At 44.3% G+C, this 13891-nt stretch carries 15 protein-coding genes; 13 read left to right on the top strand and 2 right to left on the bottom strand.

Annotated elements, in window-relative coordinates:
- Position 1: 1 nt before the first annotated feature.
- On the top strand, positions 2–499 hold the full coding sequence (gene coaD / locus HNR63_RS09245; RefSeq protein WP_021094856.1) for a pantetheine-phosphate adenylyltransferase: 498 nt from the start codon (positions 2–4) through the stop codon (positions 497–499).
- Here the strand turns inward: coaD and ylbJ are convergent.
- Positions 496–1701, bottom strand: a complete 1206-nt coding sequence (gene ylbJ / locus HNR63_RS09240; RefSeq protein ID WP_181520513.1) for a sporulation integral membrane protein YlbJ — start codon at positions 1699–1701, stop codon at positions 496–498. The genes coaD and ylbJ overlap by 4 nt on opposite strands.
- Positions 1702–1801: 100 nt before the next feature.
- On the opposite strand from ylbJ, the gene HNR63_RS09235 reads away from it, so the two are divergent.
- Together HNR63_RS09235 and HNR63_RS09230 are read left to right on the top strand one after the other, a co-directional pair.
- On the top strand, positions 1802–2578 hold the full coding sequence (locus tag HNR63_RS09235) for a patatin-like phospholipase family protein (protein WP_181520512.1): 777 nt from the start codon (positions 1802–1804) through the stop codon (positions 2576–2578).
- Positions 2575–3588: a SepM family pheromone-processing serine protease gene (locus HNR63_RS09230; protein ID WP_181520511.1), complete on the top strand. Its 1014-nt coding sequence runs from the start codon at positions 2575–2577 to the stop codon at positions 3586–3588. The genes HNR63_RS09235 and HNR63_RS09230 overlap by 4 nt, the downstream gene beginning before the upstream one ends.
- Here HNR63_RS09230 and HNR63_RS09225 read toward each other — a convergent pair.
- Positions 3580–4785: a nucleotidyltransferase gene (locus HNR63_RS09225; RefSeq protein ID WP_181520510.1), complete on the bottom strand. Its 1206-nt coding sequence runs from the start codon at positions 4783–4785 to the stop codon at positions 3580–3582. The two genes, HNR63_RS09230 and HNR63_RS09225, sit on opposite strands and share 9 nt — an antisense overlap.
- A 141-nt stretch (positions 4786–4926) precedes the next feature.
- Between HNR63_RS09225 and HNR63_RS09220 the strand changes: the two genes are divergently transcribed.
- The 10 genes from HNR63_RS09220 (at position 4927) to HNR63_RS09175 (ending at position 13831) form a co-directional block, all read left to right on the top strand.
- A complete protein-coding gene (locus tag HNR63_RS09220) occupies positions 4927–5442 on the top strand; it encodes a YceD family protein (protein WP_181520509.1) in 516 nt (171 codons plus the stop codon).
- A gap of 63 nt (positions 5443–5505) precedes the next feature.
- A complete protein-coding gene (rpmF, locus tag HNR63_RS09215) occupies positions 5506–5679 on the top strand; it encodes a 50S ribosomal protein L32 (RefSeq protein ID WP_003395111.1) in 174 nt (57 codons plus the stop codon).
- 103 nt (positions 5680–5782) lie between these two features.
- A complete protein-coding gene (locus HNR63_RS09210) occupies positions 5783–6535 on the top strand; it encodes an enoyl-CoA hydratase/isomerase family protein (RefSeq protein ID WP_181520508.1) in 753 nt (250 codons plus the stop codon).
- A 60-nt stretch (positions 6536–6595) separates the two neighbouring features.
- Positions 6596–7042, top strand: coding sequence for an RsfA family transcriptional regulator (locus tag HNR63_RS09205; RefSeq protein ID WP_021094863.1), 447 nt, complete (start codon positions 6596–6598; stop codon positions 7040–7042).
- Positions 7043–7109: 67 nt separating this feature from the next.
- Complete coding sequence (locus HNR63_RS09200; RefSeq protein ID WP_021094864.1) at positions 7110–8003, top strand: 2-dehydropantoate 2-reductase; 894 nt, start codon at positions 7110–7112, stop codon at positions 8001–8003.
- On the top strand, positions 8000–8395 hold the full coding sequence (locus tag HNR63_RS09195; protein ID WP_021094865.1) for a DUF3397 domain-containing protein: 396 nt from the start codon (positions 8000–8002) through the stop codon (positions 8393–8395). The genes HNR63_RS09200 and HNR63_RS09195 overlap by 4 nt, the downstream gene beginning before the upstream one ends.
- Before the next feature lie 19 nt (positions 8396–8414).
- Entirely contained in the window at positions 8415–10025 is a 1611-nt protein-coding gene (gene bshC / locus HNR63_RS09190; protein WP_181520507.1) for a bacillithiol biosynthesis cysteine-adding enzyme BshC, read from the top strand.
- 312 nt (positions 10026–10337) lie between these two features.
- Positions 10338–11270, top strand: a complete 933-nt coding sequence (gene rsmH / locus HNR63_RS09185) for a 16S rRNA (cytosine(1402)-N(4))-methyltransferase RsmH (RefSeq protein ID WP_181520506.1) — start codon at positions 10338–10340, stop codon at positions 11268–11270.
- 17 nt (positions 11271–11287) lie between these two features.
- A complete protein-coding gene (gene ftsL / locus HNR63_RS09180; RefSeq protein WP_181520505.1) occupies positions 11288–11650 on the top strand; it encodes a cell division protein FtsL in 363 nt (120 codons plus the stop codon).
- A gap of 6 nt (positions 11651–11656) precedes the next feature.
- A complete protein-coding gene (locus tag HNR63_RS09175; RefSeq protein WP_181520504.1) occupies positions 11657–13831 on the top strand; it encodes a penicillin-binding protein in 2175 nt (724 codons plus the stop codon).
- Positions 13832–13891 lie beyond the last annotated feature (60 nt).

Genomic DNA, 13891 nt, shown 5'->3' with positions numbered 1-13891 from the left:
TATGGCAAGTATCGCAGTATGCCCAGGGAGTTTTGATCCTGTCACATACGGGCATTTAGATATTATTCGCCGCGGGGCAAAAGTGTTTGACAAAGTATATGTTGTCGTATTAAACAATTCATCGAAAAAACCGTTATTTTCCGCAGAAGAGCGGGTGCAACTGCTCAAGGAAGTGACGAAAGATTTACATAACGTCGTAGTCGACTCTTATCAAGGACTGCTTGTCGACTATGCGAAAAGTAAACAGGCGAGCGCGATTTTGCGCGGGTTGCGTGCCGTCTCCGATTTTGAATACGAAATGCAAATTACATCGATGAACCGCATCTTAAACGAACAAATCGAAACGTTTTTTATGATGACGAACAACCAATACTCTTTTTTAAGTTCAAGCATCGTAAAAGAAGTGGCGAAATATAACGGCAACATTTCCGAGCTCGTGCCAAAAGTTGTGGAAGAAGCGCTTCGGAAAAAGTTTTCTGATGCAAAAAACCACCTTTAAGCAGGTGGTTTTTCACGTCGAAAAGCGATGGCGACATATAACAAACATGCTGTTGCGGTAATCATAAAGCCGTATTGCTCGATCCAATGTATGTATAATACAGGCCAATCGATCGTCGCTTTCGGAAGCCATACCGGTAACGTTTCTGCCGATTCAAGCGGCTGAACGTATAGCGGCTTCCAAAGCATTGAAGCGAAAAAAGCAGCAAATAACCCGTGAAATATGCGGGCGATGAAAAACGGTTGAAAGCGAATATTTGCTTCCGCTAAAATGCTCGCTACTTGTGCTTGTACCGAAAAACCGCCAAAAGCGAGAATAAAGCTTGTAATAATCACTTTTTCCAACAACGTCGCATTTGTTGCTTCGCTCGCCATTTGGCTGCCGAGCGTAATTTCAAACACCCCTGCGATGAATGGAACACTTAATTCGCGCGGCAAATGAAAAATGGCTAGCACGTATTGCACAACATGGGCAAGTATGTCGGTCATATTTGTCACATAAAGCAATCGATTGAAAACGGAAAATAAAATAATAAACCCGCCGATCATAAAAAGCGTTTGAATGGAAGAGCGGACGGCATCCCCGAGCAGTTTTCCAATCGCTTGGTTATTTTTTAAGCGCGTTTCATGCATCGCGCGGAACGCTTGACGGAAAATGCTCTTTTTTTGTTTTTGGACAACATATTCTTCGTCTTTTCCGTGAAAGCGCATGATCAATCCGACGCAAATGTTGCCAAGATAATGAGATAAAGCAAGAACGATACCGATGTTCGGATTATGAAAAAAACCGACCGAAATCGCGCCAAAAATAAAGAGCGGATTAGACGAGTTTGTAAACGAAACGAGCCGTTCTGCTTCAATGGCGGAAAGTTGTTGTTGCTGTCTTAAGCGCGCGGTCAGCTTTGCGCCAGCAGGGTAGCCGGAAGCCATCCCCATCGCCCAAACGAACCCGCCGATGCCCGGCACTTTAAAAAGCGGACGCATGAATGGTTCAAGCAATACACCGAGAAAATGAACGACACCAAATCCAATTAAAATTTCTGATACAATAAAAAAAGGGAGAAGGGAAGGGAAGACGACATCCCACCACATATGCAATCCGCGCACTGCTGCTTCAAACGACTGTTGTGGATAGCGGAGCAATGCAATACATAAACAAATAATTATAGACGATAGCATCAACGTTTTCCATTTTTCTTTCATCGTTCGTTGGCCTCCTCATTCGCCGATCGTGCTCGTTTTAATATACGAGTATATGTGGACATTTTAGACCATAGTATTGAACAGGGAAGGGTGAACATGAATGAAAATCGGGTTAGCCTTAGGCTCCGGCGGGGCGCGCGGCTTTGCGCATGCGGGGGTTATTAAAGTGTTAGAAGAAGAAAATATCCCGATTCATATGATCGCAGGAAGCAGCATGGGCGCCCTCGTTGGAGCGTTATATGCATCGGGGATGTCAACGGAACGATTATATCGGTTAGCGACGGCGTTTCGACGCAACGATTATATTGATTGGACAGTGCCGAAAATGGGGTTAATTTCGGGGGCACACATTAAGCATTTCATCGCTGTCGTGACAAAACAAATGCGAATCGAACATACTCGTATTCCGTTAGCGATTGTCGCAACGGATTTACAAAAAGGAGAAAAAGTTGTGTTTCGCGAAGGAAAAATAGCCGATGCGGTGCGGGCAAGCATTTCGATTCCCGGCATTTTTGTACCGGAGCGATGGAACGGACGGTTGCTCGTCGATGGCGGGGTGATCGACCGCGTGCCAGCCACTGTCGTTCGGGAGATGGGCGCGGACGTTGTCATCGCTGTCGATGTCGCTTCCGTCAAAAAGAACGATACGATTTCATCGATTTTCGATGTCATTTTACAAAGTTTAGACATTATTCAAGCTGAACTTGCTTCTCACCGCATCGCCCAAGCGGATGTCGTCATTCGTCCGCAGCTAGAACGTTATAGTTCGTATGCATTTACCCATGCAAAAGAAATGATTCAAATCGGTGAAGAAGCGGCGCGGCAACAGCTTCCAGCTATCCGTCAACTGCTTGCAGAGAAGGGGTTTGAACAATGAAGAAAAAACGCTATATTGCAACGACAATCATGATCGCACTACTATTCGCTTTTGCTACGTTTTTCCACTTGCCGTATTACGTCACGATGCCCGGAACGGCTGAACCGTTGCGTCCGCTCGTTGAAGTCGAAGGCGGCTATAAAGAAAAAGGAAAATTTATGTTAACGACCGTTCGAATGGGGCAGGCAAACGTTTTTTCATTTGCGCTTGCGCACATCAGTAAATATAACGAACTATATCGGATAGATGAAGTGCGTCAAGAAGGGGAAAACGACGAAGAATATGCCCATCGGCAATTAAAAATGATGGAAAATTCAAAAGAAACGGCGATTGCTGTTGCATATAAAAAAGCAAATCGATCGTTTTCGTATCGAAATAAAGGGGTGTATGTGCTTTACGTCGTTGACGGCATGCCCGCAGCTAACGTCTTGAAAAGCGGTGATCAATTAGTGGCCATTGACGGACAACGAATTGAAGAAGCCGATGCGTTTATTCAATACGTAAGCGTAAAGAAAAAAGGGGATCGCGTTCGCGTCACATATAAGCGAGCGGGAAAAGAAAAAACGGCGACATTGATGCTCGCGCCGTTTCCGAAAGAAAAAAATCGCGTCGGTCTCGGTGTTTCGGTCATGACTGATCGCGATATTGTGACCGATCCACCTGTTCGCATTGAATCGGATAAAATTGGTGGACCGTCAGCTGGTTTGATGTTCGCGCTCGAAGTGTACAACCAACTCATTCCAGAAGATTTGACAAAAGGTTATCGCATTGCTGGGACAGGAACGATTAACATCGACGGAGAAGTCGGACCGATCGGCGGCATTTCTCAAAAGGTGATCGCAGCCCATAAGGCAGGCGCGGACATTTTTTTCGCTCCGAACGAACGCGGAGCGAAACGCTCAAACTATAAAGAAGCGGTGAAAACGGCAAAAGACATCGGAACGAAGATGAAAATTGTTCCTGTCGATACGTTCGATGATGCTGTTCAATTTTTACAAAAGTTATCGTAACGGAGGTGTGGCGTATTCATGTTGCAACGCTTCCGTTCGAAGCGGCTCAGGCAATATACACATATATGCTTGCGCCGCTTTTTTTTCGATATGATATACAGCATCATTTTGTATATGTTTTACGTTTGTGACGATCGGCAATGTTGTTTGTTTTTTCACTTTTCGCACATACGCTCTCCCTATTTCATTCATCGCTAGTAGTCGAATGTACGTTGCACGCTTATTTTTTAGCGCTTTTGCCATTTCTTTTTTCGTGACGTTCGTCAATATGTGCGTACATATGCGTTGCAACCGCGTCCACGTATATCGTTTCGTTTTGATCGCGGAAAGAAAATCGTGAAACGACGTGGCATGTGCCACCGCTTTTTTCAGCCGATGTTCAATTCCTTCTTCGACTTCAGCGATGTAACGAATGTCATCTGGCTCCATCGTCAATAAACGATATTTTAAAAGCGGAAAATATGTTTCCCAATCGTGCCATGTCGTGTATGTATGACGGTACGCTTGTAACGTGTCGTATGTCGTTTTAGGAACGTAGCGTGCGACATCGTCATGACCGGATTGTAAAAAACGGCGAATGCTTGTGGCGCTCGCAATGCTTTCATTCACAGGTAGCGTCTCATCGTGATAATGGGCTACCGTTCGTTGAATCGTCTCCGGTGTCATTTTGCTTTGTTGTTCGATAATTGCTTTGACGTAATGAAATCCTAAAATGTTGTTTGGTTGCGACATATCAAGTATATCGTGACCGATATCATTCAGCGCTAAAGCGCATGCTTTCGCATAGCTCATCCCTTGTTTCATATAATGTTTCACTTTTTCGTCATGTCGCTCTTTTTCATTTGTCAGCAATTGAGCGGTTTTGATAAACGCATCGATGTTTCCGTGTTCGCTCCCGAAACATACTTGTTCGCAAAAAAGCGCATCGAGAATCGAAATGGCACCATGAGCGAACGATTCGGCCGTTTGTACCGCAAACGGATAAGGAAGTTCAACGACGAGATCGACACCGCCTGCAAGCGCCATGCGAGCCCGTTCCCATTTTGGTACGATGGCTGGTTCTCCTCTTTGCGTAAACGAGCTGCTCATGACGGCAATGATGCAATCCGCCTTCGTTTTTTTTCGCGTTTGTTGCACATGATATAAATGCCCGTTATGAAACGGATTGTATTCTACCACGATGCCGACCGCTTTCATTTGTCGTCCACCTTTCTTTTTTGTTTAAAACGTGATACAGTGAGTATAAATCGATTATAATGGAAGTAGTGTAAAGAAAAAATATTGACAAAACGGGTGTTCAAACGTATAATTTTCTTTGTTGTCTTGAGGTGATTATCATTGAGATGGTCTATTCATCAACTTCATCAGTTGCAGCATAAAGGGCTGACGATTGACGAAATGGCCGATGTGTCCGACCTGAAACAAGTGGACGCTTCCATTCGCGACATTTCTCCTGTTCATATTTCTGGACGGGCAGATATAAGCGCGAAAAAATTTACGTTCCACTTAACGATCGAGGGAACGATGAAGCTTCCTTGTTCCCGTACGCTCGTGGACGTATCGTATCCATTCGCGATCGAAAGCACAGAAACGTTTTTTCTAAACGACTATGACGCAACAGATGAAGAGTCGCACATTGTTCAAGGAGAAGCGATCGACTTAATGCCGATCATTAAAGAACTTATTCTTCTTGAAATTCCGATGCAAGTGTTTAGCGAGCAGCCGGATCATCCCGATGCCGTTCCGCAATCAGGAAAAGATTGGGCGGTCATTTCGGAAGAAGAACATGAAAATAAAATCGATCCGCGCCTTGCGAAGCTAGCGAAGTTTTTCGAAAACAAACACGAATCTTAAGGGAAGATCCGGAACTACACCGGCCTCCATATTCGCCTAAATCTCTTTAAGGAGGTGGAAATGATGGCAGTACCTTTTAGAAGAACATCGAAAATGAAAAAGAGACTACGTCGTACGCACTTCAAATTGCGCGTACCTGGTATGGTAGAATGCCCAAACTGCGGTGAAATGAAACTTGCTCATCGCGTATGTAAAGTTTGTGGAACATACAAAGGAAAAGACGTTGTAAACAAATAAGAGAAGCGTAAGGGTCGTTCCCTTGCGCTTTTCTTTTTAAAAAGGAAAAAAGCATAAAAAAGCGAATAAACATGACGTACATACAATAAAGGGGAGAGGGAAGATGATTGAAAAACAACATGGGATCGTTTGGTTTACGATTTGTCGTCCGACAAGACGAAATGCGATTGATTATGCGGTCATGGATGAACTTGAACAGGCGCTTCAGCTCGTCGAATGCGATGATGAAGCGAAAGTGCTCGTCATTACTGGCGAAGGGGAAGAAGCGTTTTGCGCTGGTGGGGACTTACAAGTATTTCATCAGCTGACGACAAAAGATGAAGCGCATGCGATGCTATGGAAAATGGGGAACATTTTATATCGATTATTGACGTTACCGAAGCCAACGGTTGCGCTTATAAACGGTACAGCGATCGGCGGAGGGTGTGAATTGGCGACAGCGTGTGATTTTCGCTTCGCCCGTGCCGGTGCCCGCCTTGGATTTGTCCAAGCGAATTTAGCCATTACAACAGGCTGGGGCGGCGCAGCAATGTTATTTGAAAAAATGGCGTACGACAAAGCGCTCGATTTATTGTTACATGCGCAAACGATCACAGCCGAGGAGGCGGAACGCATCGGTTTCGTTCACCGCATTTTTCCTGACTCGTTGCGCGAACGATGCGAAAAACAATTAAGTTATTATACGAATAAACCGACTGCGGTATTGCGCGCCTATAAAGAAGCAGCGGTGGGACGTTGGAAAACAGAGGAGTTTCGCCAACGCTTTTTCGCTGAAATTGAACGATGTGCGTATTTATGGGAGAGCGAAGAGCACGATCGAGCGGTGCAATCATTTTTAGCAAAACGAAACAAATAATCTTCTATCTTCTCTATTAGCTGCATACGCATATAGTAAATGCAGCGAGGAGGGATAGAAATGATGCGTCAAGATGCGTGGACAGAAGAAGAAGATATGTTGCTTGCGGAAACGGTGTTAGCTTTTGTGAGAGAAGGTGGCACACAATTACGAGCGTTTGAAGAAGTAGGGAAAAAACTATCGCGAACGGCAGCGGCTTGCGGATTTCGTTGGAACGCATACGTGCGCAAGCGATATGAAGAGGAACTAGAGCTTGCCAAACAGCAGCGGAAAAAGAAAAAAGAGCCGCAAACGCCCGAGCGCGATATGACGTTACAAGATGTCATTTCTTTTTTACAAACGTTGCAACAGCGCGGAGAAGGGCAACAAGAAATTGAACGATTGCGAGAGCAAGTATGGACGCTCCAAAAAGAAAAAGAAGCGCTTGAAAAACAACTGCAAGCGGTGCAACAAGAATATCAAGCCGTCATGCACATTTTAGAGCGCGCCCGCCAATTGTCTGTGTAGTAGCTGATAGACGACAGCTACTTTTTTTTATACAATAAAACATAGTAAGAAAAGAGGAGGACGTGCGGTGCGCATTGGAATTGTAGGGGGCGGAGCAGTTGGGTTGTTGACCGCAGCTTATTTTTGTGGCGACCATGACGTCACGATTTATACACGTCGAAATGAGCAAGCAGAAAAGCTATGCACCCATGGGCTGACGGTTATATGCGGAAACGAACGGACGACGCATCGCGTACATGCCGAACCGTTTGTTCGTGAAATCGAAGAAGAGATGTTGTTTATCGCAGTGAAACAATACGATTTAGCAAACATATTGCAAACGCGCATACATATGCTCCAAGCAAACGCGATCATGTTTTTACAAAACGGCATGGGACATGTGTCGTATTTGCCGCATGTGCCGCATCATCATATTGCGCTCGCTGTCGTCGAACATGGTGCCTTAAAAATCGATGATACGACCGTTTCTCATACCGGTGTCGGTCAAACGAAGTGGAGCGTATGGCGTGGGGAAAAAGAAGCGTTTTCGTTTTTATCATCGACAAACAACCGCTTTCCGTTTCAATATGTGGACGATTGGGAAGCGATGTTGCTTGAAAAATTAATGGTAAACGTAGCAATTAATCCGCTCACCGCTTTATTGCGCGTCCCAAACGGCATGTTAGTGACACATGAGCCGTATCGACAAGCGATGAAGCAGTTGTTTCAAGAAGTGGCGTCCGTTTTTCAACTCGAACAACGAGAACGTATATGGAAACATATTGAAACGGTCTGTCGTCAAACAGCTGCCAATCGTTCATCGATGTTGCGTGACATCGAGTCAGGGCGAAAGACGGAATTAGATGCGATTTTACGTTATGTAATCGAGCGGGCGAACGAGCGAGGCGTCCCAGCGCCAATTAGCACATTTTTATATGCGCTTGTGAAAGGGAAACAATTAGAGGGGGAGAAGGAGAGATGAAAGATATACTCGCCTCTTTCATTGCGATCATGATTGTCATGCCGTTTTTTTCGTTTTTTTTTATATTTACGCTCGCAAAAACCGTGTTTAAGCGGAAAGGAAAGCGTGCGTTTCATCTCGCGGTGAACGGCTCGACCATTTTTTTTATTTTCGCTGTTCACGTCTTATTGCAAGCGATTTTTCAACGATCGTATATCGTTGAACTGCTTATTTTTTTTATCGTTACATTTATGATTGGGATCGTTTTATATTGGAAAAAAACAGGCGATGTATCGTTACAACGAACGTTTAAATTGTATTGGAAAATGCAATTTTTATTATTTACAACCGCTTATATTGGATTGTTCATATATGGGATTATTCATCGTGTCATGATCGCATTTTCATCATGAATGGGAAAGGAAGTTTACAATGGAAGTAATTGAGCTGTCGTTACCAGCAACAAACCGGTTAGCAACGGAATATATCGAGGGGAAGTTTCCTGTAAACGAGGCGTTTCACCCTTGTTCGTTTGAACAACGTTTGCGTGAATTGCAAAAACGAACGTATGCTCGTGAAGCGCTTGCGGATCATTTATTAACGTACCATCAAAAGTTTCAAGCAAGTCGTGAAACGATCGCAAACATTGAAAAACTACGTCAGCGAGAAAGCGTCGTTGTCATCGGTGGGCAACAAGCAGGGCTTTTAACGGGTCCGTTATATACGATATATAAAATCATTTCGATTATCGTATTAGCAAAGCAACAAGAGAAACAGCTTGGCGTTCCTGTCGTGCCGATATTTTGGATGGCTTCTGAAGACCATGATATTTCAGAAATAAATTATGTACATATCGCTGAACATGGAAAAGTAAAAAAATATGTATATCCGCCATTAGCGAAAGAAAAGCGAATGGCTGCTCATATTCATATCGATGCGGATGCGTTGAAGCATTGGATTGACGAGGTGTTAAAAACGTATGGCGAAACGGACGTGACAAACGAGTTGCGCGCATACATACATGAATGTATCGCGCAATCTGATACGGTGACGGACTTTTTTGCGGCAATCATTTTAACGTTGTTTGCGAAAGAAGGCATCGTCGTCGTTGATGCCGCTCATCCGCAGCTTCGGGCGATCGAGCGAGAATGGTTTATGACGCTTGCTTATGAACATAAAGCGATTACAAACGCCCTTCAAACCCAACAACGACACCTTGCACAACTAGGCTATGCACGAGCCATTGATGTCTCGCCATTGTGCGCTCATTTGTTTTACGATGACGGTCAACGTCGGCTATTATATTACGACGATGACAAGCAACATTTTTACACGAAAGATGGGGCATATCGTTTTACGCCAGATGAATTAAGACAACGAATTGAAAGCGAGCCGCAATCATTTAGCAACAACGTCGTCACACGACCGCTTATGCAAGAGTGGCTATTTCCGACGCTTGCCTTTATTGCTGGTCCGGGCGAAATCGCTTATTGGGCAGAGTTAAAACGCGTGTTTGAGCATTTTCATTGCCATATGCCGCCCATTGTACCGCGCCTTTCTTTCACGCTTGTTGAGCGCCATATTGCTACCGATTTAGCGGATGTGCGCATGACGGTAGAAGAGGCGTTAACAAAAGGGACGAAGGAGGCGCTAGACACATGGGTGCGCACAAATCAACCTGCCCCATTCGATGAAACGTTTGATGAAGCGAAAAAACAAATGGCGCACATTCATAAACAACTGCGTCAACTCGGCATGCAAATTGATCCTCACCTTGAGGGAGTGATGTTGAAAAATGCCGAACGAATCGAGACACAAATCGATTATCTTCAACAATTGATTACACGACGCATGTTGCAAAAACATGATGTGCACGTGCGCAAATATGAGCGCATTGAACTGTCGCTTCGCCCGAACAATATGCCACAAGAACGCGTCTGGAACATCATTTACTATATGAATCGCTATGGATTAGACTTTGTTTCCCGCCTTCTTCATGTCGATTATCGTTGGAACGGGATGCATAAAATTGTATATTTTTAACTATTTTCGTCGATAAAAAAATCCTGTCGCGTACAGGATTTTTTTTATGTACAATAGAATAGTTCGGAAGTAAGTAGTGAATTTAGTGAAATGATGGTACAATACAATTGTACTCATTTTCTTAACAGATTAAGAAAGAATAAAATTTCAGATTTAGGGAGCTGTCTAGCTCCAAGCGCCATCGGCTCGAGTCGCTCCGCCCCACACTGTGGCGGCGACAGCCTCCTCGGTGGGGCTTGTGCGCTCTTCGCCGATAGGCAGGCGCTTTGCGCTTTTCTTATAAAGCACGTGAAATCGAGGTAGGTGACATCGTTGTTTCATCATGTAACGGTATTATTAAAAGAAACGGTTGACGGATTAAATATTAAAAAAGATGGTACATATGTAGATTGTACGCTCGGTGGAGCTGGACATAGCGAATATTTATTATCGCAATTATCGCCAGAAGGAAGATTGTTCGCCTTCGATCAAGACGATGTGGCGATTCGTCATGCACAGCAAAAACTTGAACGATATAGCGGTCAGTTTACGATTATTAAAAGTAACTTTCGCTATATGAAACAACAGCTAGCCCTTTACGGTGTGCATGAAGTAGACGGCATTTTGTTTGATCTTGGCGTATCATCTCCGCAGTTAGATATGCCTGAGCGGGGGTTTAGTTATCAACATGAAGCGCCGCTCGATATGCGCATGGATCGCGAACAAACGTTAACGGCGTATGACGTCGTGAACACATGGCCGTATGAACAGCTTGTAAAAATTTTCTTTCAATATGGCGAAGAAAAATTTTCAAAAGCGATCGCCCGTAAAATTGAGCAAACGCGCAAGCAAAAGCCGATTGAAACGACGACGGAGCTCGCCGAAATCATTAAAGAAGCCATTCCAGCACCGGCGCGTCGAACAGGAGGACATCCGGCCAAACGGGTGTTTCAAGCGATTCGCATTGCGGTCAACGATGAGTTGCGCGCGTTTGAAGAAGCGATTGAACAAGCGATCGACTTATTAAAACCGGGCGGACGAATTAGCGTCATTACGTTCCATTCGCTTGAAGACCGCATTTGTAAGCTCGCGTTTAAACAAGCAAGTGAAACGCCGCACTTGCCGCCGGGATTGCCGATCATTCCTGATGAATACAAGCCGAAATTAAAAATCATTACAAAAAAACCGATCGTTCCGTCAGAAGAAGAATTGCAACATAATCATCGCGCACGATCTGCGAAGTTACGCATCGCTGAAAAACTGTAAAAAGGGGAGAACATAGTATGGCTGCTGTTCGTATTCAACAAAAAGTACAACAACGCGAACAACACGTCCAACGCGAGCCGAAGAAGAAGAAAAAGGCACAGCGGGGCATACGTTGGACATTTTGGGAGAAAATGGTGTTTGTTTCGTTTCTTGCATTTGCGTTATATAGTAGCGTCACGATCATCTCTAACCAGTTCACGATTTATCATATCAATAAAGAAGTGCAACAATTACAAGCAGACATTCAAGAGCAACAAAAACAAAACCGCGATTTATACGCACAAGTGCAAGAGTTAAGCACATATGAGCGCATTTTAGCGAAAGCGAAAGAACTTGGTTTAACATTAAACGAAAATAACGTAAAAGTTGTGCAGGACTGATGCCAAATGAGAAAGCATAAACATACACATAGAGGAGCAGCTATATGTTTCATTTTTTTTAGCTTGCTCTTTTTTACATTGTTTGGGCGTTTCGTTTATTTACAAGCAACAGGGGAAGCGGATGGAAGAGCGTTAGCTGTTGAGGCGCAAAAGCGTTATTTAAAAAAACAAGTGCTTGAAGCGAAGCGGGGAACGATTTTTGATCGGCACGGTGAAGTCATTGCAGAAGACATTCCTTCTTACACGGTCGCTGCCATCCTCGATCCGAACATGCCGCAACACGTGACTGATCCGGAAGAAACAGCTCGTAAACTCGCACCGCTATTAAAGATGGATGTAGCGGATGTAGAGCGTATTTTGAAAAAAAAGGCGCATCAAGTCGAGTTCGGCCCGAACGGTCGCGGCATTAGCCAAACGCTTAAGCAAAAAATTGAGGCGTTACAGCTTCCAGGCATTACGTTTGTACGCGATTCAAAACGATTTTATCCGAACGGTACGTTCGCATCATACGTCGTCGGTTATGCCCAAAAAGATGAGGAAAAGGAAGAAGTTGTCGGAAAAATGGGCATTGAAAAACAGTTCAATGAGCAGTTAAAAGAAAAAGATGGCGAGGTCTATTATAAAGGTGACCAACAAGGGTTTAAGCTACCTCATTCGGATGAAACCATCGTTCCACCGCAAAACGGAAAAGACGTATATTTGACGATTGATAAAAAAATCCAAACGTTTTTAGAAGATGCGATGAATGCGGTGGAAAAACAATATGCTCCGAAAAAAATAATCGCCATCGTGGCAGATGCGAAAACAGGGGCGATTTTAGCGATGAGCACTCGCCCGAGCTTTAATCCGAACAAACGAAATATTGAAAACTACTTGAACGATGCCATTGCATATCCGTACGAACCGGGATCGACAATGAAAATTTTTACTCTTGCCGCTGCGGTGAATGAAGGGGTATTTCACGCAAACGAGACGTATCAATCCGGTTCTTATCAAGTTGGAAACCATCGCATTCGCGACCATAATAAAGTCGGTTGGGGGAAAATTACGTTTCTTGAAGGGGTGCAACGTTCGTCAAACGTGGCATTCGCAAAAATCGTGCGCGAAAAACTAGGGGAAGATCGCTTTTTACAATATTTGCATCGCTTCCATTTTAACGAGCCGACAGGCATTGAATTGCCGGGCGAAAAGGCGGGAAACATTTTATATCGTTATCCGATCGAAAAAGTGACGACAGGTTTCGGGCAAGGAACATCCGTTACACCGATTCAACAAATTCAGGCGGCTACGGCGATCGCAAACGGCGGAAAAATGATGAAACCGTATGTTGTTGATCGCATCGTTGATCCAGACAGCGGGAAAACGGTCGCAAAACATGAACCGACCGTTGTCGATACACCGATTTCAAAAGAAACAGCGGAAAAAGTGTTAGACATTTTAGAAACGGTCGTTACATCTGAAAAAGGAACAGGGCGTCCGTACCAAATTGAAGGTTATCGCGTCGCAGGGAAAACAGGAACGGCGCAAATTCCAAATCCGAAAGGTGGATATTTAACAGGGCACCAAAACTATATTTTCTCATTTTTAGGCATGGCACCGCGCGAAAATCCGCGTTTAATTATGTATGTCGCTGTGCAACAGCCAAACATTTCATATACGGAAACGGGGGCGGCGCCCGTATCGATGATTTTTAATCCCGTCATGAAAAATAGTTTACAATATTTAAACATTCAACCGACTGTTGAGAAAAAGCGGGGGAAAAAAGACAAAAGCATCCCTCTTCCTTCGTATGTCGGTCAATCGGTTGAACAGGCGGCACAGTCGTTGAAAAAACAAGGGTTCAATGTCACGATCGTCGGCAAAGGAACAAAAGTGCGTGCGCAGTTTCCGAAAGAAGGGGAACACGTCGTTGCACCCGATCGCATTTTGTTGCAAACGGACGGACAAGCGATCATGCCAGATGTGACCGGCTGGTCGTTGCGCGATGTTATGAAGTTAGCTGATTTGTTGCAGTTAAAACCGAGCTTTATCGGAAGTGGATATGTGTTTAGACAAAATATCTCTCCGGGAGCGGTTGTAAAACAACACGACTATATCATTGTCGAGCTTGCAAAACCGCCACATATCGATGAAAAACAACAAGCAGACACCGAACAACAAGTAGACGGTCCGGTCGATTAGTTCTATATAGAGCGGTACAAGCATATAGTGGAACGAGCTGAAACATATAAGGAGGTTCTA

The sequence above is a fragment of the Anoxybacillus ayderensis genome (assembly GCF_013761015.1).
GTDB lineage: Bacteria > Bacillota > Bacilli > Bacillales > Anoxybacillaceae > Anoxybacillus > Anoxybacillus ayderensis.
Note: the sequence above shows the minus strand (reverse complement) of the source record. Positions and strands in the feature narration are given on the sequence as shown.

Bases quoted from the DNA above. Each gene is read 5' to 3' on its own strand.
- coaD (WP_021094856.1), top strand. From the start codon at position 2: ATGGCAAGTATCGCAGTATGCCCAGGGAGTTTTGATCCTGTCACATAC.
- ylbJ (WP_181520513.1), bottom strand. From the start codon at position 1,701: ATGAAAGAAAAATGGAAAACGTTGATGCTATCGTCTATAATTATTTGT.
- HNR63_RS09235 (WP_181520512.1), top strand. From the start codon at position 1,802: ATGAAAATCGGGTTAGCCTTAGGCTCCGGCGGGGCGCGCGGCTTTGCG.
- HNR63_RS09230 (WP_181520511.1), top strand. From the start codon at position 2,575: ATGAAGAAAAAACGCTATATTGCAACGACAATCATGATCGCACTACTA.
- HNR63_RS09225 (WP_181520510.1), bottom strand. From the start codon at position 4,785: ATGAAAGCGGTCGGCATCGTGGTAGAATACAATCCGTTTCATAACGGG.
- rpmF (WP_003395111.1), top strand. From the start codon at position 5,506: ATGGCAGTACCTTTTAGAAGAACATCGAAAATGAAAAAGAGACTACGT.
- HNR63_RS09210 (WP_181520508.1), top strand. From the start codon at position 5,783: ATGATTGAAAAACAACATGGGATCGTTTGGTTTACGATTTGTCGTCCG.
- HNR63_RS09205 (WP_021094863.1), top strand. From the start codon at position 6,596: ATGATGCGTCAAGATGCGTGGACAGAAGAAGAAGATATGTTGCTTGCG.
- HNR63_RS09195 (WP_021094865.1), top strand. From the start codon at position 8,000: ATGAAAGATATACTCGCCTCTTTCATTGCGATCATGATTGTCATGCCG.
- bshC (WP_181520507.1), top strand. From the start codon at position 8,415: ATGGAAGTAATTGAGCTGTCGTTACCAGCAACAAACCGGTTAGCAACG.
- ftsL (WP_181520505.1), top strand. From the start codon at position 11,288: ATGGCTGCTGTTCGTATTCAACAAAAAGTACAACAACGCGAACAACAC.
- HNR63_RS09175 (WP_181520504.1), top strand. From the start codon at position 11,657: ATGAGAAAGCATAAACATACACATAGAGGAGCAGCTATATGTTTCATT.